20 protein-coding genes, 1 tRNA gene and 1 pseudogene are annotated in these 26,066 nt (G+C 47.5%); 9 read left to right on the top strand and 13 right to left on the bottom strand.

The genetic code is table 11. The annotated features are described in order from the left end of the window. Window positions 1-25: 25 nt before the first annotated feature. The 4 genes from tssA to Q4491_RS14670 form a co-directional block, all read right to left on the bottom strand. Entirely contained in the window at window positions 26-1,570 is a 1,545-nt protein-coding gene (tssA, locus tag Q4491_RS14685; protein WP_303458451.1) for a type VI secretion system protein TssA, read from the bottom strand. Next, on the bottom strand, window positions 1,567-3,519 hold the full coding sequence (locus Q4491_RS14680) for a protein kinase (protein WP_192014478.1): 1,953 nt from the start codon (window positions 3,517-3,519) through the stop codon (window positions 1,567-1,569). Before Q4491_RS14680 ends, tssA begins: the two co-directional genes overlap by 4 nt. 550 nt (window positions 3,520-4,069) lie before the next feature. Next, window positions 4,070-4,492: an organic hydroperoxide resistance protein gene (locus Q4491_RS14675; protein WP_303458449.1), complete on the bottom strand. Its 423-nt coding sequence runs from the start codon at window positions 4,490-4,492 to the stop codon at window positions 4,070-4,072. A gap of 305 nt (window positions 4,493-4,797) precedes the next feature. After that, window positions 4,798-5,010 carry a nucleoside deaminase gene (locus Q4491_RS14670; RefSeq protein WP_303458447.1) on the bottom strand — a complete coding sequence of 71 codons (213 nt, stop codon included), beginning with the start codon at window positions 5,008-5,010 and terminating at the stop codon, window positions 4,798-4,800. 272 nt (window positions 5,011-5,282) lie between these two features. Between Q4491_RS14670 and Q4491_RS14665 the strand changes: the two genes are divergently transcribed. Then, window positions 5,283-5,729, top strand: a complete 447-nt coding sequence (locus tag Q4491_RS14665; RefSeq protein ID WP_303458445.1) for a DUF3429 domain-containing protein — start codon at window positions 5,283-5,285, stop codon at window positions 5,727-5,729. A 95-nt stretch (window positions 5,730-5,824) separates the two neighbouring features. Here the strand turns inward: Q4491_RS14665 and Q4491_RS14660 are convergent, their stop codons facing one another. From Q4491_RS14660 to Q4491_RS14650, 3 genes are all read right to left on the bottom strand, one after another. Continuing rightward, window positions 5,825-7,210 carry an FAD-binding oxidoreductase gene (locus tag Q4491_RS14660; protein ID WP_303458442.1) on the bottom strand — a complete coding sequence of 462 codons (1,386 nt, stop codon included), beginning with the start codon at window positions 7,208-7,210 and terminating at the stop codon, window positions 5,825-5,827. A gap of 432 nt (window positions 7,211-7,642) precedes the next feature. After that, window positions 7,643-7,733: transfer RNA gene (locus tag Q4491_RS14655), tRNA-Ser, on the bottom strand. Window positions 7,734-7,860: 127 nt separating this feature from the next. Further along, complete coding sequence (locus Q4491_RS14650) at window positions 7,861-8,328, bottom strand: NUDIX domain-containing protein (RefSeq protein ID WP_303458440.1); 468 nt, start codon at window positions 8,326-8,328, stop codon at window positions 7,861-7,863. 105 nt (window positions 8,329-8,433) lie between these two features. On the opposite strand from Q4491_RS14650, the gene Q4491_RS14645 reads away from it, so the two are divergent. The 4 genes from Q4491_RS14645 to Q4491_RS14630 all read left to right on the top strand — a co-directional run bounded on the left by Q4491_RS14645 (window position 8,434) and on the right by Q4491_RS14630 (window position 11,653). Then, window positions 8,434-9,561, top strand: a complete 1,128-nt coding sequence (locus tag Q4491_RS14645) for a M14-type cytosolic carboxypeptidase (RefSeq protein ID WP_303458438.1) — start codon at window positions 8,434-8,436, stop codon at window positions 9,559-9,561. A gap of 270 nt (window positions 9,562-9,831) precedes the next feature. After that, window positions 9,832-10,035: a hypothetical protein gene (locus tag Q4491_RS14640; RefSeq protein WP_192014484.1), complete on the top strand. Its 204-nt coding sequence runs from the start codon at window positions 9,832-9,834 to the stop codon at window positions 10,033-10,035. 177 nt (window positions 10,036-10,212) lie between these two features. Continuing rightward, window positions 10,213-10,647 (top strand): thioredoxin TrxC, encoded by a 435-nt coding sequence (gene trxC, locus Q4491_RS14635; RefSeq protein WP_192014485.1) that lies wholly within the window; start codon window positions 10,213-10,215, stop codon window positions 10,645-10,647. Between the two features lie 154 nt (window positions 10,648-10,801). Then, window positions 10,802-11,653: a hypothetical protein gene (locus Q4491_RS14630; RefSeq protein WP_218386816.1), complete on the top strand. Its 852-nt coding sequence runs from the start codon at window positions 10,802-10,804 to the stop codon at window positions 11,651-11,653. A 119-nt stretch (window positions 11,654-11,772) separates the two neighbouring features. On the opposite strand, the gene Q4491_RS14625 is transcribed toward Q4491_RS14630, so the two are convergent. Further along, on the bottom strand, window positions 11,773-13,767 hold the full coding sequence (locus Q4491_RS14625) for a methyl-accepting chemotaxis protein (protein WP_303458435.1): 1,995 nt from the start codon (window positions 13,765-13,767) through the stop codon (window positions 11,773-11,775). Window positions 13,768-14,153: 386 nt separating this feature from the next. Here Q4491_RS14625 and Q4491_RS14620 point away from each other — a divergent pair, with 386 nt between their 5' ends. The 3 genes from Q4491_RS14620 to Q4491_RS14610 all read left to right on the top strand — a co-directional run bounded on the left by Q4491_RS14620 (window position 14,154) and on the right by Q4491_RS14610 (window position 18,147). After that, a complete protein-coding gene (locus Q4491_RS14620; RefSeq protein WP_303458433.1) occupies window positions 14,154-16,301 on the top strand; it encodes a TonB-dependent siderophore receptor in 2,148 nt (715 codons plus the stop codon). 131 nt (window positions 16,302-16,432) lie between these two features. Then, complete coding sequence (locus tag Q4491_RS14615; protein ID WP_303458431.1) at window positions 16,433-17,341, top strand: SMP-30/gluconolactonase/LRE family protein; 909 nt, start codon at window positions 16,433-16,435, stop codon at window positions 17,339-17,341. 47 nt (window positions 17,342-17,388) lie between these two features. Further along, window positions 17,389-18,147, top strand: coding sequence for an IclR family transcriptional regulator (locus tag Q4491_RS14610; protein ID WP_192014490.1), 759 nt, complete (start codon window positions 17,389-17,391; stop codon window positions 18,145-18,147). Between the two features lie 29 nt (window positions 18,148-18,176). Here Q4491_RS14610 and Q4491_RS14605 read toward each other — a convergent pair whose 3' ends face one another. The 5 genes from Q4491_RS14605 to Q4491_RS14585 form a co-directional block, all read right to left on the bottom strand. Next, window positions 18,177-18,950: an IclR family transcriptional regulator gene (locus Q4491_RS14605; RefSeq protein ID WP_303458428.1), complete on the bottom strand. Its 774-nt coding sequence runs from the start codon at window positions 18,948-18,950 to the stop codon at window positions 18,177-18,179. A 652-nt stretch (window positions 18,951-19,602) separates the two neighbouring features. Continuing rightward, complete coding sequence (qatD, locus tag Q4491_RS14600) at window positions 19,603-20,328, bottom strand: Qat anti-phage system TatD family nuclease QatD (RefSeq protein WP_303458426.1); 726 nt, start codon at window positions 20,326-20,328, stop codon at window positions 19,603-19,605. Next, a complete protein-coding gene (gene qatC, locus Q4491_RS14595) occupies window positions 20,328-21,659 on the bottom strand; it encodes a Qat anti-phage system QueC-like protein QatC (protein ID WP_303458424.1) in 1,332 nt (443 codons plus the stop codon). Before qatC ends, qatD begins: the two co-directional genes overlap by 1 nt. Further along, window positions 21,652-22,455 (bottom strand): hypothetical protein, encoded by an 804-nt coding sequence (locus Q4491_RS14590; protein WP_303458423.1) that lies wholly within the window; start codon window positions 22,453-22,455, stop codon window positions 21,652-21,654. Before Q4491_RS14590 ends, qatC begins: the two co-directional genes overlap by 8 nt. A 77-nt stretch (window positions 22,456-22,532) precedes the next feature. Beyond that, window positions 22,533-24,326 carry a P-loop NTPase fold protein gene (locus tag Q4491_RS14585; protein ID WP_303458422.1) on the bottom strand — a complete coding sequence of 598 codons (1,794 nt, stop codon included), beginning with the start codon at window positions 24,324-24,326 and terminating at the stop codon, window positions 22,533-22,535. A 1,556-nt stretch (window positions 24,327-25,882) separates the two neighbouring features. On the opposite strand from Q4491_RS14585, the pseudogene Q4491_RS14580 reads away from it, so the two are divergent. Then, window positions 25,883-26,066, top strand: a pseudogene (locus Q4491_RS14580) (IS110 family transposase); the annotation flags it as partial.

Below are 26,066 nucleotides of genomic sequence, written 5' to 3'. Positions count from 1 at the left end.
ACTTGTCCTTCTTAGCAGCTATATGTTAATGAACGGCCGCAAGCCATTCTCTGTACTTAGCGGGAAACGCATCTTCCCGTGAATAAATTTGAGTCAGCGTTAAAGACAGTAACTGCTCCAGTTCGGCATCCAGAGTCGGTTCCCAGTAACTCAAATTAATGCGTTCTCTTTCTGGCCAGATCACTTCCAGATGCGGCAGCGCAATACTGTGCAGCCCGTTGTGGTGCAGTAACCTGGCCAATTGCAGATGCAAGAGAAATCGTGAACGCCCTGACTGGGCGTCATCCAGTAATGAAGACGCTGAAACCAGGAGCTGTCCCAGTTCTGCACCTTCCAGAATGTCATCGCCTCTGTCGCCCAGCAGCTCAGCGAGCCCTTCATGGCCTGATGAGCCGGAAGTGGCTGACTGTTCAGCCAGCCATTGGCGGGTAGCTTCATCAGCGAAAGGGGTGTCATCCTCAAACTTCAGCGCGTCGATACCGGCTAAACGTGTGGTAAAACGCCGTGTCTCTTCGCGCACGGACTCCGCAGCCTGGCTAAATCCCAGCTGTTTGAGCATGTCGTGCATCAGGCGCTGACCGGTCAGCCAGAACGGGGTATTGCGCAGGCTTTTTTCAAGCCGGCGGTAATGTTCAGAAGCCGACTGATTGACCAGTGCCGACTCATAATCCGACAAGGTATCCTGATTAACCGGCAACCTGAGCGGTGTTTTTCCTTCTGCATCGTGAGGCGGTAATTCGTCAATTGCCATCCAGGTCACAAATCGTCCAACCTGATAGGCAAGCGGCATCTCAGGACTCTGATGCAGTAAGTGTTCTGCCATCTGATCCAGGGATTTTTTATCCGCCTCGCCGCTCAATACACTTGTCTTTGCAAGGGGAACTGGCGGGGTTACTTTAGGCGGGGTCGCCGCAGAGGCAGACACAGGTTCAGGGGTAGCAACCGCTTTAGGCTCAGTCACAAATGACTGCCCGCCTGCCATCCGGCCTTTTTCTGGTTCCACTGCGGATTGTGGTGATGCAGGCACTTCCCCCAGAGAATTGCTGCTGGTAGTCAACGCATTGCGCGCATTGATTAAGGATGCCTCTGAGCCTTCAAAGACTTCGCCCATCGCAAAACTGATGTCCTGGCACAAGGCAGCACAGGCTTGCAGATCAGACTGAACAGGATTACTGAGTTTGGCTGCAATCAGTTCAATTTGATTATCCAGCCATTCTATCGCGCCATCCCGGCCACGCGCTCTTGCCGGATACAGTGAACTGCCATACTGTTCCAACGCCGATTTCAGCAAAGTGAGTCCGGTTTTCAGCCCGTCGCTACCGTAATGTTCTGCCCACGCACGCGTTATGTAAGCCATGGCTTTCAGATCTTTGCTGTGCTGTAACAGGACAGTTTCAGCCTGTAACTCAACAACTTGCCAATCCACCGTTTCACCAAATAATGAACCGAACTTTTTGACTTCAGCTTCCATTAGCTCATAGCAAAGTTCATAACGGGCATCTTCTCCAACCGGAAGCCCGGCACCTATCGGTGACAACAGCTCATCTAATCGGGTATTGAGCTCACTCATGTATCCCACTCCCAGTCAGGTAACACAACAGAGGTAACATTATTGGCATTGATACTGAGTGCCCCGGCTTTAAAACGGGTTGCCTGACTTGCTTCAATGTCCTGTTTAAGCAGAGCTTTGATGGTATCCACCCTGTCTGGCGCGAAGGTTTTCACATCCTGATAGGCCTGCTGAATGATATTTTTTTCGACCACCAGATCGGACTGCAGAGACTGACGGAGTATGTATTCACCGCGGCGTGCATAGAGTAAGGCTCCCATGCTTCGGATGTCCTTACTTTCAGGAAACACCTGCTGAGCACTTTCGATCAGCCCGGCTGCATCTTTAAATTGCGCTTTATCCATCAGCTGCGACACCCGGGAAAGAATTTTGGTAACAGTCTGATACCGGATTTCGTGAGAATAGTAATATGCGCTTGCCGTTGCTTTTTTCCATGAGGCTTCAAACGCTTTACGGGCAAACACCACATCGCCCAACTCCAGTAAATTCAAGGCTTCTTCTGGTGTCACTGCGTTTTCACTGTATAAACTTGCGTTTTGCAACAAGGCATTAATTCTCGCCTGCGCACTCGACAGCTGTTTCTCAATGTGAACTTTGTCGCTGTCTTTTCCGCCCTGCATTAACCGGCGCATCACAATTAATTCATTCTTTATGGCTTGCAACTGATCGCGGCGTTCTGCATTGGTTGCTCTTTCCTGCTCAAATACCGGACTCATCTGCTGATAAATCTGCTTTTCCTGCGCTGATTTTCTGCGGTCATACTCTTCAACCACAGATACCGCAGTCTTTGATAACTCAGGGGTTTCTGAGGTGAATTCATTCAGAAACTGGTAGCTGTACCACGAGGTATCATCAGGCTGAAAAACCTTGCCGTCATAAGCAAAACTGGCTGGCTGACTGGTTTGGTAGCTGTCCAGGGCAAAAAAATAAGCATGTCGGATCACCAGAAACGCCACCAGCACTAACGTGGCGCAAATCAGGGTAATCTCCAATGAACGCCAACCATCAATGGCATTTACCAGATCATGTTTTCTTCTGCTTAATACCAGATCGGCATTACGCATATTGTTAAAAATAGGTGCATTAGACAGCGGCGTATCTGTGTCAATCTGACCCAGTATCTGCGCAAAATGAATCGGTGAGAAACCATGACTGCGTGGTTTGCCTATCACGGTTTTAATGGCTTTCCAGGCATGTGGCGGAATGACCACAGGCCGTTTCTGACCGGTTATCACCACCCCAATATCCGGGCTTGCCGCTACGCCGAGAAACAGGCAATACGCCATGACAGCAAGGGAGTACACATCATCTTCAGGCTGACCGATTCCGCTGCGGATATAGTCTGGCGATGCGTAATTCAGGCTGGCTTCCGCATAGGTGTTAGCTTCACCGGTATATTGTGCGGCGCCAAAATCAACCAGACGAACGGCATCATCAGCGCCTATCAGCACATTTGAGGGTTTGACATCAAGGTGGCACACGCCTTGTGTGTGCGCATAGTCCAGCGCACCGGCCAGCTGGTAAATCAGCCAGGCAATGTGGTCGGCACGAAAACCTCCGTGATTATGGCGGCTGACTTTTTGCGCCAGATTCTCCCCGCTAACCCACTCCATGAAGAAGTAAGGCGTGGAAAACTCGTGCCCGACTTTTATGTACTTCACAACATTGGGATGCTGACAAACTTCGAGTTTTGTTGCCTCGCTCAGCAATGCATTTTCAGCTGTGTCATTGCCACGCTGTAATACCGACTTACAGCAAATAATTTTATTGGGTTCATCTTTATCGGCTAATTTATACAGCACAGTGCCACGACCCGGCTTGGTAATCGTGTCGAGAATATCGAACTTCGCCCGCAAGCTTTCTTCAAGAGAAGGTCTGCTCGCAAGATCCAATTCCTTTTGACGTTTCTTTTTCTTTATCAGCGCGCGATTAATGACATCGTCAATCACAGACACCTTTTGATTGCCAGATTCAGACAAAGGGAAAAACCAGCCATAAAACCAATAGATGGCGAGAGTTTAGAGTTGTCTTATTAAGCATTTCAATAGCCGAATAACATTCCGGCCTTTTGATGGTCAAGAAAGTCATTTTCACTATAAAAAAGCTCATAATGAAACAGGGTGATGAGTGGCTTTTGCGCAGAGATAATCGCCAGAAATAAAGGGATGTTGATATTGATCCCAATTATTTTTTTCAGACTATAAAACCATGACAGATGAAATAAACACTCAATATTGAGTGTCACTTAATTAAAGCCGAAACATGGCCGTTTATATTGGTGCCATTTTAATGTTCGTACCTGTCTGCTATCGCTTCTTTAACAGGTTTTCTGACTGAGTACAGCTTTCACTGAACATAGTTTTTTATAGATACCCCGGATATAAACCTGACTCTGGTTTGCAGAGAAACAGCGCGTTAAAAGTGCAGTACCATGAAGACCAATGAAAATGAAAAAAGGGCCATTTAAGCCCTTTTTAATTCACATCAACAAGATGAATGTTATTCGACGACCAGCTCGACGCGTACGTTGCCGCGCGTTGCATTCGAATAAGGGCAAACCTGATGTGCTTTTTCAGCCAGTTGGGTGGCGGCTTCACGATCCATTCCCGGCAGCGAAATGTGCAGCTCAACATCAATTGCAAACCCGACACCGGCAGGATTTTCACCGATACCGACTTGCGCTGTCACACTCGGCTCGCCAGGCAGTTTGATACTGTCCTGAGCTGCAACGAATTTCATGGCACCGATAAAACAGGCGGAATAGCCTGCCGCAAATAACTGCTCCGGATTGGTGCCCTCTCCTCCCTGGCCCCCCAACTCAGCTGGTGTGCTGAGCCTCACTTCCAGTTTACCGTCCGCTGACTCGGATGCTCCGTCACGACCGCCAGTAGATGTTGCTTTTGTTGAATACAGAACTTTCATTACGTTTCTCCATTTAGTGAATGCGATAGTTCAATGACGGTTGAACACATCCTTCTGGAAAGATATTCAGTGCCATACCTGGCCTCTCTCCAATTGCTTGAACCGTCAAATTCTTCTGTAGAAATAACTGTAGCTGAGTCTCTGAGAAATGACGTTTCCTCAGCGACGTAATTACCGGTTTTACGCCTGGTTTAAGCACTGTGATCATCGGCTACTCACAGCCACGGGCTGCATCACCTGATCGCAGTCACGCGGATTGAATCGCCAGTAGAGACAGACAGGGATCACCACCAGGCCCAAATGCATCAGCCAGCCTGACGTGGGGATTTGAGCGCCTTACCGGCTTCACGTAATGCCAACAACTCTGCATGGGCCGTAGGATCACACTCAGCCTGCATCCGGTTAACCCCAGTCGCGATCACTGTATCGTCTTTCACAACCACGGCACCAAACGGACGTCCACCTTGTTTCACGCTACTTTCGGCCAACGAGATAGCTTGCGATAAAAATGGATTCATACTGCGCCTTTTGCTTACGTGTGACTATTTCGGAATTCATTACTCAGGATAATCCGACACTATACGTTTTGTCCTGAGTACTCTGAAATTAAATGATTCACTGGCAGGTATTTGAAAATCAAATACTGGGCATTGTCTGGCTGACTCTGGCGCCTGGCTTTGGCTCTCGCTACAGAAGACATAACAGCGTTTGGCGGGAAATATTTACAGAAGCTATAGTCAATACAACAAAGTAAGCGATTATTCCAATACTGGTTACACAGGATCTGCGCATGCAAGAACCCAACACCATAATGAAACAACTCGGGTATTTAGGGCTGGTCCCTTTTGTCATCACCGCCCTGCTTGCTGTTGCTGACATCAGCCTTTTTAACCTGTCCGGGCAACAAATGTTCATCGCTTACAGTGCGGTTATCCTGAGCTTTTTATCCGGGATCCTGTGGGGAAATGCCATTGACCATATTTCCCATAAACTCAGCCGCAATGCCCTTATATTAAGCAATCTGTTTGTGCTGCTTGCCTGGGCGGCCATACTGCAAGGCCATAAACATGACCTTATCGCGATAGGTTTACTGGCACTGGGTTATCTGGCCGTCTGGTTTGCAGAGAAGCTCATCCGGCAAACAGAAGGTGAAGTGAACCCCAGAGGATATCAGACTTTACGAGGCAGACTGACTGCAGGCGTGATTGTCCTGCACGGGGTGGTGATCTTAACTTAATTGACGCACACGAGCCTGAGCCAACAAACCGAGACCGCTCCGCTGCGGACGGTCTCATTGATCAGCCCGATGTATACTCTTGCGGCAACGCTCGCTTACTCGGGTTTGATATTCTGATTCATCCTGAACAGATTGTGGGGATCGTATTTTTTCTTCAGTGCGACCAATCGCGTGTATGCCTCCCCGTACGCGAAGGCCACACGATCACCTTCGTCCTGAGTCAGAAAATTAATGTATGCCCCGGCACTGGCGAATGGTTGTGACTTGGTGAAGAATTCCCGCGCCCAGGCGATGCAGGTTTCATCTTCCTCTGCAGTGTCCCACCGTCCATGTACATTCATGACATAGCGTGCATCACGGCTGGCGTATGCCATGGCATCCGGTGATACTTTTTCTGTCTGACCGCCAATGGTGCCGATAAATATCTCACACTGAGGTGACGGCAATTTGCCGGCGAATTCGATCAGGATATCCAGTACCTCATCCGACAAATGGGTAAAGTTATGCGACTTCCAGTAATTCCGGGCGCCTTGCGTCAATAAAGGATCAAATGCCTGCTGCCAGGCGACATAGGATTGTACACCGACATGCTCACCGTACGGTGTACCGAAACTTCGCAGGGGTGCAATCAGTTTTTCACCTTCAGCAGGATCGCCAAAATAGCACAATGCCAGCGCGATCATTTCTTTGCCATGAACCGTTTCAGGCAAAAATGGTAAGGGCGGCGCTTTGCGCGTCACCATCCAGACATTCAGCGCTTCTGGCATGGATTCCGTAAAGCGGGCAAATTGAGTCAAAACGGCTTTTGCCTGCTCAAACGGAAAGACGATCAGCCCGCTAAGCACATCCGGGCCCACAGGGTGCAGCTGAAACTCAAAGCTGGTTACAATACCAAAATTACCGCCGCCACCCCGTAATCCCCAGAATAAATCGGCATTTTCAGTGTCGCTGGCTTTTACCTGTGTGCCTTTGGCAGTGACTAGATGCGCTGAAAGTAAGTTATCGACTGTCATGCCATACAGACGGCTCAACCAGCCAAAGCCGCCTCCCAGAGTCAAACCTGCCACACCTGTGGTTGAGTTAATGCCGAAAGGAGTAGCAAGGCCGTATTTTTGTACCGCGGCATCCACATCGCCCAGCGTACACCCAGGTTCCACCATCACCTTGCGGGTATTCGGGTTCACATGCACCGCCTTCATCAATGACAGGTCAATCATGATCCCGCCATCACAAACCGCGTTACCGGCAATATTGTGTCCACCGCCGCGCACAGACAGCAGAAGGTCATGCTCACGGGCAAAATTCACCGCCTGGAGCACACATTCCGCCGAAGTACAACGAGCAATGAGAGCCGGTTTACGATCAATCATCGCGTTCCAGATCTGCCGGACCTCATCATATTCATCATCTTTGGGGACTATCACCTTCCCCTGAAAATGCACCCTGAATCTATCAATGGATGCAGCCTCTAGCTGGCTCATACCCGCCTCCGCGTCATTCATTGCCTGGACCACATGCACAGAGTGCTCGCTCAGCCAACTATGGTTTATGGCGCAGGCGCACCACGGCGACCCGGAACAGGTCCCGTGTAATTAAATCAACCTATCAATAGAGTAAAACCCATTCATGGGTGGCGGTGTTGTCCCTTATTGAGACGAAGTACAGGATTGGAGAATTGACGATTTGCTTCTGGCTGAAGAAGTACTCGGCTGACTTGATACAGGTTCTTCACCCTATCTCATCTTGCCAAGGTTCAGGCGAAAAAAAACCGCTGATAGTTCAGCGGTTTCTTCAAATGTGGCGGAGCCAGAACAAGGTATAGAGGGATTTTCAAATCCCGGAAAACATCATCTGAAACCCAATAAAAAAAGCCCCGACTAGGCGTCCCCGTCTGATGACGAGGCTTTCGAATGTGGCGGAGAGATAGGGATTTGAACCCTAGATACGCTATTAACGTATGCCGGTTTTCAAGACCGGTGCTTTCAACCACTCAGCCATCTCTCCGTAAGTGCGGCGAATAATACGTGGTGATGGTGGTGCTGTAAAGTAAAAAAAGTTCAAGTGCTCAATAAGCCGCCAGGCGGAAAGTTAACTGATGACTTTAGTCTCAGCCTGCAATAAAAAACACCACTTAAGCTAAATCTGACGCCACAAATCCCTGATACTGACCAGTGTCATTACGGATAATATCGCGCAAAGCAACAGGGTGAAGATGATGTGTGTCCAGTTGTAACTTGTCTGCCCAGATAAATTCAAGGTGGGGTTCTTTTGAAACAACAGCTGCCGGCACATCAATTCCTGCAAGACGGGCACGAAACACCAGCGCGATTTCCGTTTGATGCTGCCCATTTTCCTGCCAGTCGTTTTCAGCGATACCGATCAGATCCCCGATCTCTGCTGTGAGTCCCGTTTCTTCGCGGATTTCTCTTGCGACAGCCTGCACTGCCGCTTCTCCGGCATCAACATGACCGCCAGGGAGAAACGTAAATGCCTCCCCAACCCGTTTTACCAGAAGTACTTTTCCCTGCACTTCTATCAGTGCCCGGGATGCATAGTGTAATCCCAACCTTGCCACCTCTGTGGTTACTTTACTGTGCATATAGCTTAACGGCTTGAGGATACCGCGGCAATCAGCGCTCAGGTTATGCTCTTGCTATAGTTGTGCTAACCTTCTGCCTTCATTTACCTTACAAGGTTTAGAGAGATGAACATTTTCAGTAACTTCGAAAGCGGCAATATTGATGTTGTAAAAGCCGACCAGCCTGGTGATATTCAACTGCGAATAAAAAAAGACAACCAGTCTGATTTCTACCAATGGTTTCACTTTCGTCTGGAAACTCAGGCTCAGGTTGAACATGGCTTCGAATTACAGGATTTAGCGAAATCTGCCTACCCGGAAGGCTGGAAAGATTACGATGTTGTAGCATCTTATGACCGTGAAGAGTGGTTTCGCATCCCGGCTGAATTTGACGGCGACACCCTGCGCTTTAAGGTGATTCCTGAACAGCGCTCCATGTATTTCGCCTACTTTGCCCCCTACAGCTACGACAGACACCTGGATTTGCTGCATCAGGCCCAGATGAACTTCAACTGTGAACTGGAAACCCTGGGCAGCACGCTCGATAACAATGACATCAGCCTGCTGACAATTGGCGAGCCAGGCGAAGGTAAGAAGAAGATCTGGATTATTGCCCGCCAGCATCCGGGCGAAACCATGGCAGAGTGGTTCATGGAAGGCCTGCTGCAGCGCCTGCTTGATGAAACCGACACTGTCGGCCGTGCGCTGCTCGAACGTGCCGTCTTTTACATCGTGCCGAACATGAACCCGGACGGCAGCATCAGAGGCCATCTGCGGACCAATGCGGCAGGAATCAACCTCAACCGTGAATGGCTGACACCCAGCATGGAGAAAAGCCCGGAGGTCTTCCTGGTACGGGAGCGTATGCTGAAAACCGGCGTCGACCTGTTTCTCGACATTCATGGTGATGAAGCCATCCCATACAATTTTGTCGCTGGCTGTGAAGGCATTCCCTCTTATGATGAGCGCCACGCCACGCTGGAAAACAACTTTAAACAAGCCTTGCTGACGATTACGCCGGAATTTCAGGATGAATATGGCTATGACAAAGATGCACCGGGCGAAGCCAATCTGAACATGGGTACCGCTTGGGTTGGTGAGCAATTTCAGTGTCTGGCATATACCGTTGAAATGCCATTTAAAGATCACAACCTGCAACCGGATGCCTTTTACGGCTGGTCGCCGGAGCGCAGTCTGGCTTTCGGTCAGGACATGTTAGCCGCAGTACGTGTGGTCGTTGACCAACTGCGTTGATTATTGCGGCCTGAGAAATGCAAAAGCCAGTCTTCGGACTGGCTTTTTAGCACTTGGATGGCGCATTATTCAGCCCGCATTTTCTCAGGCTGGAACGGCGAAAGATACTCTGAAAACGGTTTGTGTCAAAGTAGAATTTTATCCCGCCAGCGACTTCATCTCACAAATACGCCATTGGTCACAAAGCACGATTTCTTTGCTTTGACGCTGTCTGAAAGCTCTGATAAAGATATGCCTGATCTCGACGCATAGTGCTTTCAGGAGGTAATTGTGTCTATCAACTCACTTGAATATCTGGAAATGGCTGATGCCGCTAACAAGTGGGATCAGCAAGACGAAACAGCATCATCTGCTAAAGTCTCTGCTAATAAACGTCAACAAGCTGCTGCACGCCGCCGTATCGAAATGCTGCGTGACATCCGTGAATGCGGATTAACCATTGAGGAAGCCAAAGAGCTGGGTTTATTACACTGAAAACCCACAGTGAACTCTACCGATCTCGTCATGGCTAATGTGCTCTCTTGCATTAGCCATGAATTGTCACCACCTCATCATCGTTTTTTTCTATTGCATTAATTGCCCGATCCCCTCTTTTCTGAGCGACATAAAATCAGTACATTGAGCCCATATTGAGACAGATGGAAATTGATTATGTCGACTATCACTACCCGATGCCCGCATTGCCAGGGCCTGAACCGTATTCCCGTTGAACGTATTAATGACAAAGCCGTATGTGGTGCATGTAAAGAAGCACTGCTCGACGGAAAACCATTAGAAGGCACCACAGATAACTTCCAGGCTGTGCTGCAAAGTGAACAAGCCGTTGTGGTCGACTTCTGGGCACCCTGGTGCAACCCTTGCGTGGGTTTTGCCCCTGTTTTCGAAGATGTCGCAGCTGAGAGAGCCGGACAGGTGCGCTTCGTAAAAATTGATACCGAAGCTCAGCAGGCGCTGGCGGCGCAATACCGTATCCGCAGTATTCCTACCATTATGGTCTTCAGACAGGGCAAGCTGGTCGATACCATCAATGGCGCACTGCCAAAATCTCACTTCGACCAGTGGCTGAATCAGGCACTGGCAAAATAACCCTTTCCGCATATATAACGTGATAAATGACGCAGTATCTTTCTTATTAAAGATACCGCGTCATTGTTAGCCTCTGTATTCCTTCACTTTTTCGAGTACTTACCTATACTTAACGTCATAAAAATTATGTGTTTGGGTAATAGGTGTTGATGATATGCAAAAGCACTTTTCTCGCGCGTGTCTGGCTTTTACAGGCCTGTTCTGGCTGTCGGGATGCAGCAGTTTATCCTCGCTGGGATTCAGCAGTGATTACAGTATGTATGACACTGCCCAGGAATTCATTGATGAAAATGAGGTTCGCTCCAACGGTGCCGTGGTTGACAAAGGGCAGTATTACCCCAAAAGCGCCTACTCTTATACCTACCGTTATTGCAGTAACGGCCCGGAGCAGGCCGCGGAAGATATCGCGCAGTTTCAGAATCTGGCCAGGCAAGTTTGTGACCTCAACAATGGCCAGCTCAATCACCAGGAGACAGGCACCTGGTGCGTAGTAAACACCAACACAGCCGAGGAATACCCTTTCTTCTCAGCTAGTATCAGCGGTACGGATCAATGGGCAGATCTTTGTCTCGACGGCCCATTCGTGACGCTGAAAGTGATCGAAAATGATGGCGCACCGGACGACGAATGGTACAGCTCGGCCATTGTACTGGGCTACCTGCCTTACACGGCTGAACGCAGGCTGCTGGATGCACCCGCAGCAGCAACCGCGCTGATTGAGCCAACCAGAGCACCGGCTGCGAATGGCGCCTGGACAGAAGAAAGCGAACACATTTATACCAGTGTCGGCGAAAATGTCTGTCTGTATGAAAGGCCGCGCAACAGCACGCTGGGTTACACCTACCGAGGTACTGTCCGAAATGCCACCGATGGCAGAGTGAGGGTATTGGTCACCGAAAAATACAAAGGTGATATTCGGACAGCGCCAACCTTAGAGCGCTTAGACTGGCATGAAGAAGCCTATATCACGGCAAGTGCCAAGGCATGGTTTGTGTGCTCGTCGTGAATTGGCGACGACTGCCCCGACGGACTCCCCTTCGCAGGGAATGGCATCAAGCCATTGATTTATAAGACACAAAAAAACCCGGCTTTTACCGGGTTTTACTTTCGAGACAGTGACAATCGCTAGACGACAAATTTCTTCATTGCACTGTTTAATTCATCCACCTGGGATTTAATGGACTGAGAAGTTTGGTTGGCATTGTCGCAATTGCCGGACACATCGTCGGCAGAAGATGACAGCTGGTGCACCAGCTCAGCAACAGACTGCGACACATTCGACTGTTGTTCTGTCGCAACCGCAATATCACTCACTTTCTGCGACACCACCTCCATGTAGCGAACCGTATCTTTGAGCATCTCATTGGCCGTCGCAGTATGCTCTGTACCTACCTGAACCAGAGACTGGCTCTGTTCGATAACCTGCACGACCTGATGTGTGGACGCCTGAAGCGCTTCAACAATGGCGTTGATCTCTGTCGTAGATTCAGTCGTGCGCTGGGCCAGCAGGCGGACTTCATCAGCAACAACCGCAAAACCGCGACCTAAATCGCCGGCACGGGCCGCTTCTATCGCCGCATTTAACGCCAGCAGATTAGTCTGCTCTGCGACCCCCTGAATCACTTCCGTGACATGTTCGATACGATCACTGTCTGCCCTGAGTTGCTGAACCATGTCACTGGCCTGCACCACCAGCGTATTCAGCTCTGTCACTGTCTGCTGGTTCTGATCCAACGCCTGCTCGCCATTCACCAACAGGGAAGCCGAGTGGGCAAGATCGTCAGATGCCGCCTGGGTATTTTGTGCCGTTTCATGGGCCGTAGCGGACATTTCTTCTATTGCTGTCGCCACAGAGTTGATCCGCGACGCCTGATCGTTCACTTCACCTGCCGTGTCAGCATTGGTGGCAAGCAGCTGATCCATGCTGGCATTCACCGCGTGCGCTTTGGTCGACACCCCGGTGACTAAGCCAGACAAAGCGACGGACATGCGGTTCACCGCATCGATCAGTGCCGCAATTTCATCAGAACCTTTGTTTGCCAGCGCTGTACCTGAGAAATTACCGTGCGATATTTCTTCAGCACGAGTTACCACACGGCTTAAACGCGAACCGATATCCCGCCCCAGCCAGGTTGCGATAAACAAAGAACATAAACTGGCAATCACACTGGTGGCAATCAGCAGAGCCACCACTTTCTGCACGCTGCTGCTAATGGCATCTCCACTTTCTGCAGCAATCACCTGCTGTTCACTAACCACAGTTTCAATGGTTTGCGCCAGTTGTTCGACTGCAAGCAAGGTTTCTGTTTCCATCAGGTAAGTGGCTTTATTCCAGTCCTGTGCCTGACGGTGCATGACAACATCTGTCGCCATTGGCAAATACATATCCTGCATTTCTTTAAACAGCGACCAGAGACTTTTCTGGCTGTCACTCAGGCTGTCCTGCTTGCGGTTAATTTCAGACACCGCCCGATTATTATGCCGCAGGTACTCTTCGAACTTGTCCAGATTGTCCTGATTAGCGCTGATCAAAAATGCCCGCAATTCACCCAATCCATTGGATAACGATGAATAAGCATCCGTCAGCAACTTCATCAGGCGCTTACGATCGTCGCCCACAGGGTTACTTTCTTCTTCGTTAAGCATGCCCTGCAGCTGGTCTAAAGCGACTTCAGCCAACGGCGCCGCTTCTGATTGCAATAACGTATGCGCGGGCAGGTTCTCCGGCGTGTGGCTCATAGCGGCCACCGCTTTTTCACTGGCTTTCAGCGCTTCCCAGTCAGCTTTCACTAACTTAAACTGCGCTTCACTCAGATGGTTTTGTAAACGGGCGACTTCTTCATCAACCTTGGTAAACGCATCGTCAAGTTGTTGACGGTACCTTTCCTGGCGCGCTTCATCTGCCGCCAGCATATAAGCCCGGAGGCTGGATAATGAAAATTCGGCGTTTTGCTGTATGGAGCGACTGGCGTCCACAGTGGGTATATTCACATTCAATAGTGAATAAGCATGGCTTTCCACTTTACTGATCTGGAGATAAAGAATGATTGCGGCGGCTAAAAACAACGCAGTCAACAAGAAAAAGCTGACTCTGAGCTTCCTTGCAATAGATAAATTCATAACTGACAAGTCCGTTTACTTCGTATGTTGGACCAATATAATGATAGCGATGTGAATTGTGAACACTTTGTCATCAAAGTATGAATTTTTTCAGCATTACGTGTGGTAAACGCCTCAAAAAAGCACACCTTATTAAACAAATTGAATAATTATGTCGTTTAATAGCCCTAAGTATCTCGCCAACAAACCCATAAACATTGCTATGCATCAAGTCCAGTACTTTGTAGAGAAAATATGACATTAAGTGATTTTTTATTCTCACAATGCGCCACACCACTTTAAAAAGGTGACAAAAGTCACACAACCTGGACGATCGGTCAGTATAATTGCAAATAACAATAATTATTACTTCGAATTTGTTTTACATTCGTTTGGGTATCCGCGTTATGACACAATTATTCAAGCCGAGTCTAAGTACGCTTGGGCTGGCAATCAGAAAAATCTGCCACAAAAATATTCTGCCGATTTCCTTATTCGCTATCGCATTGCCTGCATTCGCAGATGAAGCAACGAACAGCGTACAGGACGCTGAGCCAGAGACTATCGTTGTGACTGCGTCAGCACTGAAAGTGGAAACACCTTTAGAAGAAACGCCTCGTTCTGCTTCAGTTGTTGATCGTGAAGAGCTGGAAATTCGTCAGGTTCAGAAAGTTGACGAAGCCCTGCGTTACCGAGCCGGTGTGACTTCGCAGCCCTATGGCGCGGACAACGACACAGACTGGATTAAAGTTCGTGGCTTTGATGCTGCCACCTATCTGGACGGTAACCGTTTATTTAAAGATGGTTATTATGGCTGGATGCTCGAACCTTTCGGCATAGAGCGTGTCGAGGTATTGAAAGGCCCGGCTTCTATTCTGTACGGTGAGGCGCCTCCGGGTGGCGTTATCAGTGCAGTCAGCAAGCGTCCGACCGATACACCGCAAGGCGAAATCGACCTGCAGGTGGGCAATCGCTCACACAAACAAATCGGTATCGATATTTCAGACTATGCCAATGAAAACGGTGATGCGCGTTACCGGATTGTTGCCATGGCTAACGAACGGGATGGTGTACTGGATGGCACCTATAATCAGCGATACTATCTGGCACCCAGCTTAGCGCTGGATTTATCAGATCGCACTACGCTGACCTTGTTGGCCAGTATTATTGACGATGAAGGTGTACCAACAAACGGCTTTTTCCCTGCTAATGGCAGCTTGACCGACACTCCGCAAGGCAAACTGGATCCAAGCACGAACTTGGGTGAGCCAGGTTACGACATCAATGAGAAAACGCAGTTCTCGCTTGGGTACGCACTTGAACACGAGTTTAACGATACCTGGACGCTGAAACAAAATGCCAATTACGGGCATATTGATATGCTGCTTCGTAGTTCTTATGTCTTCTCAGCACCTGCAGTTGACTCGGGTGGAAATATCATAGACCCGAACGTTTATAACCGAGGCTTGGTCTACCGTGATGGTTCTGTTGACAGCTACAGCCTGGATACACAAACTGTCGGCCGCTTCTACACCGACCGTACCGAACAAACACTGTTGCTGGGTCTGGATCTCCAAACCCATAAAAACGAAGGTAAAGAAAAAGACGATTACGCCTTTGGTGGTCCGATTGATATTTTCAATCACACACCGGGTAATTTCACACCCGTTGATCCAAGTACACTCACCTCGCGCACCATCGGGAAAGATCAAGTGGGTCTTTACGCGCAGCATCAGGTCAAACTTGACGGCCAATGGGTTATGTTACTTGGTGGGCGTTATGACTACGTAAAAACCAAGAACAACAACAAAACATCTGAAGTCAAAGAGAAACGTGATGATAGCCAGCTCTCTCTGAACGGCGGCCTGATGTATCTGGCCAGCAATGGATTCGCGCCTTACGCAAGTTACTCTGAGTCGTTTGAAGTACTGACCACTGTGGATCCCGCAACAGGTAAACTGTACAAACCGCTTGAAGGTCAGCAAACAGAAGTTGGTGTGAAATACACCCCAGAATTTATTGATGGTTATCTGAACCTTGCATTATTTGATATCACACAGAAAAACGCGCTGGTGACAAACCCGGCTACCTATGTAAAAACCCAAACCGGTGAGGCTACCTCGCAGGGTGTGGAAGTGGAAGGTATCGGTTACCTGACTGACAATCTGAAACTCACCGCCAGCTACACCTATACCGATGCACGTACAGACGAAACCTATGGTAAAGGCAAAGAACAGCGAGCCGCTCTGATACCGCGTCACGCCGCATCAGCCTGGCTGGACTATGACTTCACCACAGAGCTGTTACAGGGACTGACTCTGGGCGGTGGCGTTCGTTATAACGGTGAAACCGTCGATAACCCGGCCAGCAGTAGCCGTACTGTACCGTCATACACACTGGTGGATGCCGTTGCCCGTTACAACATCAACAACCAATGGCAGGCTCAACTGAACGTCAACAACCTGTTTGACGAAACCTATGTGTCGAGCTGTGACTACTACTGTTACTACGGTGAAGAACGCAGTGTGATAGCCACACTGAATTACCGCTGGTAAACCCTTCACACGCGAAAAGACGACCTGAACCCTGCTCTGTGAGCAGGGTTTGTTTTTTACACACCGCCAGCTCACCTTTGCCATAGTTAATCTATATTGATACTTTAAATATCATTATATGGACATTAATTATGAACAACCCCTTGGCTCAACCCCTGACTGATATCACGTGCGAAATTGGCGAGTCGCCGATCTGGCTGGCCTCAGAGCAGACCCTGTTCTGGGTCGATACTGAGCACAACTGCATCCTCCAGTATTCCCTGAAAACAAAAACCCATAGCGCCACCGACGTACCGGTCGCGGTCACGGCCATTGCGCCTGCCAGCTCTGGCTGGCTCGCCGCGACAAAAACGGGGTTGTATCGCTGCCATGCGGATTTCAGCGGCTTTGAGTTTATCGCCGACCCAACCGAAGGGCTGGCCGGAATACGACTGAATGATGCGGTGAATTGCCCGAGTGGCGATCTCTGGTTTGGCTCCATGAATGAAAGCCACCTGGAGCAAGCCGATGGCTGTCTGTACCGCTACCGGGCTGACACCCACACCATCAGTCAGCTTGATAGCGGATATGCTGTTGCCAATGGTATTGCGTTTAACGCCAGGCTAAAGCGCGCCTACGTAGCCAATATGTTCCGGGGTCAGGTTATCGAGCTGCAAATGAATGATGACTGGACTGCCGTCCTCAATAAACGTGTCTTTATTCAGTTGCCGGAGCAAGAAGGCTTACCCGATGGGCTGACAACCGACGCGCTGGGAAATCTCTACGTGTGCCACTGGAATAAAGGCGCTGTCAGCATCTACAACCCGGAAGGTAAATGTATTCATCTGGAAGCGCTGCCGGTAAAGCACGCGACCCGGTGTACCTTTGGCGGCGACAAACTCGACATTTTGTTTGTTACCACGGGCTGGTATGGCATGTCGGAGCAAGAACGCAGTGAGTTGCCACTCTCTGGGCGCACCTTTGTCATGCCGTCCCTGTTTGAGGGAAATACCGAGAGTATTTTCTGCGAATCGTTTCCACATCAACCTTTTAGGCAATAGGTATACCCGCTATAATCGCCGGACAACAGGAAATGCAGGATTCAGCTATGGAAAACAAAGCCAACGCCGTCAGTCGCATTGTGGAAATCATCACCCAAAGCGCCAGACAGGAGCAGCCGGTTCCGCTGCCGGATCTGATTTTTCATTCTGAGATCCCAAAACCGACCTATCATCGCCTGGTTCAGCAACTGGACGAAGAACAGTTTCTGACTGCCGACGAACGCGGCAACGTTTACCCCGGTGCTGAGCTCAAACGTATTGCCCTCAACCTGAACAGCAACAACGAGCGAAAAGCACAACTTCAGGCGATATTGCACGGATTGTCGCGACGGGTGAAAGAAACCTGTGGGATTGCGATTCCGGACGGCAATGAAATGGTGTACCACGAACGAATTCAGACCAACTGGCCGCTGCAGATTGTCTTACCCATAGGGATGAAAACCCCTGTCTGGGCAACCGCCAGCGGCAAGTTGTTTCTGAGCTCCCTGCCCAAGACGCAGCGGGAGCGGATCATAGGCCAGCTGGATATGACCAAACTGGCCAAAAATACCCATACCGACCCTGATACGCTGGAGCAGGAATTAAAGATCATCCGCGGACGTCAGGTGAGTGTAGATAACGAAGAATTCATCGACGGGCTGGTCGCTGTGGCTATTCCGGTCAAATCTTCCGATGGCAAATTTCTGGCATCCCTGTTTTGCCACTGCCCGAAAACACGCAAATCTCTGGATCAGTTACTGACTTATCTGCCCGATCTCGAACGTACCCGGGATCAGCTTCAGGGCTATATTCAAGAACTGACATAAACACGGCCCTTTGCTGTTGCCAGCTAATCTCAGCTCAGCATCATTGCCATAATTTCATCCGCGGCTTCTTGCATCAGCGGCACAAAAGTTTCCAGATCAAGCAATGGATGACGAACCACAGGGCTGTGACAGAACAGAAAACCCAGCAGCAAACCATCACGGGCTATCGGCACGGAAACCGCGGCCATACCATCAATGAATTCACCATTATCGCGGCCATAACCCAGTTCACGGATAGCGGTCAGCTCCTGCTCCAGTTTTGCCTTGTCTATCAGGGTATGCTCGGTGAAGACTTCCAGAGCAATATTATCCAGAATCACCCGGCGCACGCCGTCCGGCAAAGTCGCCAGATACAGTTTGCCTGACGCCGTCGCGGCCAGCGGCACTGAGCTGCCAACCGGCAGGCTGATCTGCAAAGGCCAGTTGGTCTGAACCCGCTCAAAGTACAGCATTTCGATGCCGTTCGGCACAGAGATGCCACAGGTTTCACCAATTTGCGCCGACAGTCTTTCCAGTACCGTCAGGCGCTGCGATTCAAAGACCTTATTGCGCAGCACGGCCAGCGCCATCTGGCGGAATTCAGGGCCGGCAATCACTTTTCTCAGCATGTTCTCGCGCAGAATGCCAAGCTCTTTTAACTGCACAAGGAGTTTTGCAGTAGCTGGCTTGGGGAGATCCATCGCCTCAGCCAGTTCATTCTGATCATACTGACCTTGGTGTTCGGAAATAAAGGATAAAATCCGTAAGACACGCTCAATCGTCGAGCCTTTTTCTTTTCGGGTAATGGGCTTAGTTGTGCTCATAATGATTCTTAGAGTGTTGTTTCAGTTCAGGTTATACGGATCATTCTGGGTGATCAATATAAGGTGAGCGAAGTGGGGTGTGTTCTCTTTAAAATCTGTCTGGTATGTCGCGCTTGGGTTCAGTGGTTTCTTCGGCATGGTGTGGCGCGCGCCAGACACTCTTTGCTGGCACAAAGAGTGCCCAGAAATGCCGACTTGTTCGCTGATGTTGTCCGGGCCGGTTGTAGGCGCTACCGGCGCCGACAACCTAAAAATTCGTCCATGAATTTTTCCCTTGTTTTGTATTTCCTATTATATATCGTCAATGCTAAAAGCCGTCATTCCCGCGCAGGCGGGAATCCAGTTAGCGAGTACATTCCTAAAGATTGAGTGAGTATGTCGCGCTTGAGTTCAGTGCTTCCCTCGCCATGATATGACGCGCGCCAGACACTCTTTGTTGGCACAAAGAGTGCCCAGAAATGCCTGTTTGTCCGTTGCTGTTGTCCGGGCCGGTTGTAGGCGCTCCCGGCGCCGACAACCTAAAAATTCGTCCTGAATTTTTCCCTAGGGAAGTGGGTAACTTTGGGCCGAAACTTGTTTTTGGGCATAAATATGTTAGTGCTGAAACTCAGGCCTAAGTATGAGTATCAAATCAATCAGACCAATTAACACTTTAAGTAAGCAAAGTTTTAAGATTGATTCTAAGTTGATATTGAACAGCATCCGCTGATGTGCTCCACTGCGTAGAGAGGAAACTCACAACTCCAATAACATCAGAAGGAAACAATATTTTTCCATTAACCTTGGCAAATGGGCCATCACTCTCCAATAAAACTCTCTCTTTTGGTAACCATGAGATTACTTTCTTAGCTCTTGCAGAATGAAGCATTGCTGGCCCAATAGAGAAGTAGCACCCCAGCTCAACAGCCCTATCAACTTGTTTTTTTGTTGCTAAGAACCAATGAAGAATTGGTCTTCCTGCTTTTGGATAGACACTTAATAGCTCTAACACTTTATCAACAGCATTAAGGCTATGAATTGTTAAGATTTTATCGTTAAACTCACAGCACTTATTTAGAATGTGCTCAAACACCACTTGTTGAACTTCCATGTGTTCAACATAGCCTTTAGAGCCATCCAATCCAATTTCGCCGATATATCTTGTTCCATTGCATAATGAGTCAAATAAAGATAATTCATTATATCTTTGATGAGCCAACTGAGGGTGTAACCCTAACGCCGTTCTACAATTATCTAACTTTTTAGTAAGAGCAACAGTTCCTCTGAAAGCAGAAGGGACCGTTGTGACAGATAGAACATAAATACCTGAACTATCTATGTCTTTGAGGATTTTTTCATGATCGGGATAGAGATCCACATGACAATGTAAATCCATCATTATAGATTTTCCGCTTTGAGAAAAACTTCAACCTCTCTTAAGCCACGCCGAATTGTCGATTCAAGTTTTCTCCTGATATCAGCATCAGAAGGTAGTGATCCGCTTTGTCGTAGCCATGAACGATAATCACCAGATTTATTGAGTCTAATGATAGCGGTTTGTACGGCTTGAAGATCATCTCGTTTTTCTCTTTCTTTATAAACGACCTGCAAGTTTGTGCTTTCGTAATCTGCATCTTCCGTTAGCTTTGCATGATAAACAGAAGAGCGCCTGATTAAACAGGGAACACATCGACCACACTGAATATGCTCCCTGTGCCAGTGGCTGCAAGACACACTCAATGGTACTGCTTTAGCAATAGCTACTTGGTCTTTACATTCGGCAAGCATTTCACCTTTAGTTTTGAATTGATATGGGTTTATAAACTTCACATTATATCCAGCATCATTCAAGAAAGACTCAAATCTATTCAAAAAGTACGGATGGGTTGTTCGGGTACTATGGCTGCCTATCCTTCGTCGTGTCAATGGAGGATTAATAGATATATATCCATTCTCAGGCACAATTATTGTTGATATTTTAGAATCATCATTGACATTCCTCAACGCAACAATTCCCAGCACAGCCATAGCTAGAAAATTAAAGCTTCTTCCTCTCATGGATGTATCTGTTTTCCCTTTTAAATCTTCCTTTAAACTGGGAGAAATACTGTAAGAAAGCTCTCCAAATCGCGATCTTAAAAGAGATTTGATATTTTCTTGCTTAACTCCATCCCCTCTATAGGCGTGACTAACAAGAAGAGGTCTGTAATCAGAATTTCCATTCAATATGTCGATAGCACCTACAGCACTATCCAATCCTCCTGAGAATAAACAAACAGAGTTTAGTCCCTTAAGAGTGTCACGTTTTTCTTCAGCTTTTGAACTCGTCTTTGGTTTAGGAATTGCCATTGATGATTTAAAAAAAGTAAACTTCCACTGATCTCCTGTAAGAAAGTTTAAAATATCTCTAAGTCGATCTGCCAATAAACTCCACTTGCTATTATCTTTTACCGGTATATGCAGGTGCATTTGCCTTGACCAAGCATCTGCTGCTGTTTCTCTTTGCTCGAAAGTATCAGCAGCTGTAACAGCAGTAGCAATTGTTATAAGGTCTATCGCATCAGTATCAATTTGAACACCTAAATTCCTTACTGTATCTAGTAAAGCGCGAGATGCTACGCTGTACTTTGTTTTATCATACTGGTGAGTATTATAGATCTGCACTGGATGGCAATGTTTTGAATATGAAGGAAGTTCAGATGGATCGTTATGAAAGTAAAAATTAGTCATTGTAACTCTCCCAAACTTCAACCGATTGTGTAATAGCATCAATCTGTAACTGAGTAATGTTGTCTTTTGTTATATTCCCCGCGTTACCACTCGTCAATTTTTCTACTTGTTCTTGTGTAACCACCTTCACTAACTCCCTTAGTTCTTCTTCCATTCGATGATGCTTACTTGCATGCTCAGTATTAAACCATGCTCTCCCCATTCCAGTAACAATATCTTGGAAAATTAGGTCGGTTAAATAGCAAGAGAGTGCTTCATGCATTACATCTTCAGTAATTACATCCGCGTTAAAATCTTCCTCATCAGGTAATGCTTCGGAAAGTGCATAATCCAACGCTATCCTAACAGCATCTGCATCACCATTTTCTGGTGTTAAATGCTCCGTGATCCTGTCTATAGCCTGATCTGTTGTTAAGCCATTTAATTCTGATAAAGACAGCGAGTTATTATTTACCGTTACGCTGTCGCCGCTCATCATTCTTAACAGACCGGTACCAGCACTAATACCACTCGCTAATCGCCTGCTTGTACCTGAACCACCGCCTGACCCTTTAGCATACTTTCTAAGTGAGCTTCTTAAATTAGATGAACTACCTCCACCACTAGCGTATTCACCAAAAGCTCTTCTCGCGCTTGCTAAACGATTTGGAGGTGCTGGAATCGATGCTGGCCCCGGTATTTTCTCTTGAACCTTTCCGTTATCTATTTCTTGACTAGGATCGTTACTTGGATCCTGACCATCATCATTTGTGGAATCTTGGCCGTCATTTGTTCCGTCACCAGTACCAAACTGCATTGGATCACTCTGTTCTGCCCACGGTGGTACTAATGGACTTTGATTATTTGGCCCAGTAGAAGATGCTGAAGTTCCCACTACTTAACTACCTCTAATTCGTTAACAATTGGCTTTTTCCAAGCTTTATTTGGTACTGTCTTTACATAAGCTAAAAGGACTGATTTACATTTACTATCTTTAATAGCAAGTAATCTTGCGCCATATAAGCCTAATGGCATTTTGTTCCAATCTTCCACTAACTTAAATTTCTCGATTAAGGCATCCATTACCGATAAATACTCCTCTTGCGAGGTCAATTCTATAAGCTTGGAATTTGTTTCACTTAGTCTATTTTTTTGCTTCGATAAACCATCTAAGAGTTTTTGAGCTGCACCAGACATGATTGAATTAATCGCTCCCATTGGAATGCTTTGCCTACTTAGATAAGCTGCGGCTGTGAGATCTTGTTCAGCAAAGGATGGTTGGATTTTTGACCATTTATCGAGAAACTCTAAATCATGCTTCCATTCTTCTGGGAGATTATTGAGAGAAAATTCCTCATCAATGTTTTCCATGTCAGCGATAACAGCAGGTAAGCCCTTTTCTTTATCGATAAGTTCATACAACTTATTCGTCGCCTGAGTACCCATACATCGTTCAAAAATAACTAACTTAGTTATTGTTTTTTCATCTAGTTGCATTCCTCTTCTTTTAGCTGTTTTCAACCTCATTCGAACTTGGTTAAGTAAGCGTTTTACAATCCTCGGATTACCATTGATGTTTGATGATTCAGCTAAAATAGGGGCAAGCTGTTCGGCAACTTTAAACTCACCTCTTAATTCATCTTTATTTTCTATATCGCAATCCGCCAACAGGTCGTCTACCGTTATTTGATCCTGTTGCCAAGAAAGCCTTAACGATTCCTCAAGTTTTGACCTGAACTTCTCAAATTCCTGCTTTTCAACTTTTTTGTCTGAAGCTATCAACATCATCAGATAGGCTCTAACCTCAGCAATACCAGGCTTAGGCACATGAACAGGAATTTGAATCAGTTTATCTAAATAGTCCGTCTGATGCCGTTGAGAAGCACCTTTATGAAAGTGTGGTACAGCTAAGCGAATCATGTCTTCATCTGCCGCGATAACAAAAGCTGTATTTGGCAAGAATAGAAATAATCGAATCGCTTCCAGTGTAGAAATAGCATTGATTGGAGAGCATCGATCCAAGTTATCAACATAAACGATAAGTGGCCTATTGAAACTTTTCAATAGTGAAGAGTACGCATTTCTAAACTTTCTTATTTCTGTAGGTGGTGACAACTTTTTCTTTGGTTTTAGAACACCTTTGCCATTTTTAGCGGTCTTGCTTACATTACTTACAGCAGATTTAATATCACCAATCTCAAATTCGTCTTCTTCTATTTGAGTTTCAGGATCTTCATCATCCTCGCCAAACAAACCTATTATCTTTTGGCTAATCCCAAATGTTGGAAATCCAGATAATGCCGCACCTCCTTCTGCCAACATTCCCAGTAATCTGATTTTATCTACCCGTTTAGAAAACTCTTCTGCTTTTTTTAATAGCCCTTTATCTCCTTCTGCTTCTTTAATAAGCTCAGAGGCTATCGTTTCTAACAACGCCGCCTTAGCATCATCAAAACCTTCAAACATCCATGCATCGAAGTGTATTTGAATATACTCTTTTCCTTCTTTACTATCGTTTTCAAGGCAGCTTTTAGTTAGTTCTAGTATTGTGGATTTACCTGCACCCCAATTACCAAAAACCCCAACGCTAATGGGCATTAGTTTCTTTTCAGTAATTAGATCTTTGATAGATTCAGCTGTTTCATTAAAATTTAGAAAATCGATTGATGATTCTTTATCTGACCACATTGGCCATTCCTGCCTTATAAAATTGAATTCTTCTAAATTAAGTAGGTATGTATGTTACGGTGAATTTGGCCACCTGATTAAAGGTGATATATTACTTGACCACTACACAGCCACGCTACCGCCTCTAGGTAACAGTCCTACTCCCCGCACATCTCCAGCTTCCATACTTTCTATCAGCCGACAAAGAGTAGGCTTAAGTGTATGACAAACTACACATACTACTCGGAACATATGAAACTGCAATACTAATACTGGACACTTGCTAAGTATATGCATGGATTTGCATTATACATAGATTCAGGTTATGTGCTCAGGCCGGTAATGCACTCATCTTCAAGCGCTTATCAACATTCAATATGTGTTGACCAAAAGCGCTGCTCCACTACTGCTTCAGCTACTGAAGAAAGTATGAAAGAGTCTGTTGTGCGTCTTGGCCGTATGTAATCTCGTAATGGGCCGTTGATGAGCCCCTTTCTTTACAATTTACGACACATTAGAAAATCTTAACCAAAAAATATGATCCAGAGAATGACTGAACAATCACTCTAACTCACAATGGGGCAATAACGAGTTACGAACCCAAACAGTGCCACTCCCCCAGGGAAAAATTCAGGACGAATTTTTAGGTTGTCGGCGCCGGGAGCGCCTACAAGCGACCCGGACAACACCAAAGAATCAAAAGGCATTTCTGGGCACTCTTTGGGCCAGCAAAGAGTGTCTGGCGCGCATCCGTAAATGGTGAGATTGCCACTGAACCCAAGCGCGACATACCCGCAAAATCTTTAGAAATGCACTCGCTGTCTGGATTCCCGCCTGCGCGGGAATGACGGATTTTTGCATTCACAGCATCAAAAGGAATCACGCTTCAAGGGAAAAATTCAGGACGAATTTTTAGGTTGTCGGCGCCGGGAGCGCCTACAACCGGCCCGGACAACACCAGCGAACAAACAGGCATTTCTGGGCACTCTTTGTGCCAGCAAAGAGTGTCTGGCGCGCATCCGCAAATGGTGAGATTGCCACTGAACCCAAGCGCGACATACCTTCATGCCTCACACAAACCGCCAGCCACAGCAACTCAAAAATCACAAGAAAACCACGCCCCCAGGGAAAAATTCAGGACGAATTTTTAGGTTGTCGGCGCCGGGAGCGCCTACAACCGCCCCGGACAACACCAACGAACAAACAGGCATTTCTGGGCACTCTTTGGGCCAACAAAGAGTGTCTGGCGCGCATCCGTAAATGCTGAGATTGTCGCTGAACCCAAGCGCGACATACCCGCAAAATCTTTAGAAATGCACTCGCTGTCTGGATTCCCGCCTGCGCGGGAATGACGGATTGTTCCATTTACAGCATCAAACGGAATCACGCCCCCAGGGGGAAAATTCAGGACGAATTTTTAGGTTGTCGGCGCCGGGAGCGCCTACAACCGGCCCGGACAACGCCAACGAACAAACAGGCATTTCTGGGCACTCTAATGATATGGTCCGCCCCAACCTCACCCCTAGCGACGTCAGTGGCTAAGCTTGAGGAAACCGAAACCACTGAGGTGTTCCATCATGGACAATTTACATATTCTTGGCATCGATCTAGGTAGACGTACATTTCACTGTATCGGACATGACCAGCATGGGCATGAGGTGTTTCGTAAGAAATTCAATCGGGTTCAACTGCTTTTATGGCTCTCTAATTTACCCCATACAACGGTGGCATTTGAGTCTTGCGGCGGCGCGCATTGGTTAG

The sequence above is a fragment of the Photobacterium sp. 2_MG-2023 genome, assembly GCF_030547675.1.
Classification (GTDB): Bacteria; Pseudomonadota; Gammaproteobacteria; order Enterobacterales; family Vibrionaceae; genus Photobacterium; species Photobacterium arenosum.
The sequence above is the reverse complement of the archived record's forward strand: the minus strand, read 5'-3'. Positions and strand labels throughout refer to the sequence as shown.

Coding starts and splice junctions, on each gene's coding strand:
- Q4491_RS14675 (WP_303458449.1), bottom strand. CDS start 4,492: ATGAAAGTTCTGTATTCAACAAAAGCAACATCTACTGGCGGTCGTGAC.
- Q4491_RS14610 (WP_192014490.1), top strand. CDS start 17,389: ATGGAAAACAAAGCCAACGCCGTCAGTCGCATTGTGGAAATCATCACC.
- Q4491_RS14645 (WP_303458438.1), top strand. CDS start 8,434: ATGAACATTTTCAGTAACTTCGAAAGCGGCAATATTGATGTTGTAAAA.
- Q4491_RS14660 (WP_303458442.1), bottom strand. CDS start 7,210: ATGAGCCAGCTAGAGGCTGCATCCATTGATAGATTCAGGGTGCATTTT.
- Q4491_RS14650 (WP_303458440.1), bottom strand. CDS start 8,328: ATGCACAGTAAAGTAACCACAGAGGTGGCAAGGTTGGGATTACACTAT.
- tssA (WP_303458451.1), bottom strand. CDS start 1,570: ATGAGTGAGCTCAATACCCGATTAGATGAGCTGTTGTCACCGATAGGT.
- Q4491_RS14605 (WP_303458428.1), bottom strand. CDS start 18,950: ATGAGCACAACTAAGCCCATTACCCGAAAAGAAAAAGGCTCGACGATT.
- qatC (WP_303458424.1), bottom strand. CDS start 21,659: ATGACTAATTTTTACTTTCATAACGATCCATCTGAACTTCCTTCATAT.
- qatD (WP_303458426.1), bottom strand. CDS start 20,328: ATGATGGATTTACATTGTCATGTGGATCTCTATCCCGATCATGAAAAA.
- Q4491_RS14630 (WP_218386816.1), top strand. CDS start 10,802: ATGCAAAAGCACTTTTCTCGCGCGTGTCTGGCTTTTACAGGCCTGTTC.
- Q4491_RS14585 (WP_303458422.1), bottom strand. CDS start 24,326: ATGTGGTCAGATAAAGAATCATCAATCGATTTTCTAAATTTTAATGAA.
- Q4491_RS14670 (WP_303458447.1), bottom strand. CDS start 5,010: ATGAATCCATTTTTATCGCAAGCTATCTCGTTGGCCGAAAGTAGCGTG.
- Q4491_RS14620 (WP_303458433.1), top strand. CDS start 14,154: ATGACACAATTATTCAAGCCGAGTCTAAGTACGCTTGGGCTGGCAATC.
- Q4491_RS14625 (WP_303458435.1), bottom strand. CDS start 13,767: ATGAATTTATCTATTGCAAGGAAGCTCAGAGTCAGCTTTTTCTTGTTG.
- Q4491_RS14665 (WP_303458445.1), top strand. CDS start 5,283: ATGCAAGAACCCAACACCATAATGAAACAACTCGGGTATTTAGGGCTG.
- Q4491_RS14615 (WP_303458431.1), top strand. CDS start 16,433: ATGAACAACCCCTTGGCTCAACCCCTGACTGATATCACGTGCGAAATT.
- Q4491_RS14590 (WP_303458423.1), bottom strand. CDS start 22,455: ATGCAGTTTGGTACTGGTGACGGAACAAATGACGGCCAAGATTCCACA.
- trxC (WP_192014485.1), top strand. CDS start 10,213: ATGTCGACTATCACTACCCGATGCCCGCATTGCCAGGGCCTGAACCGT.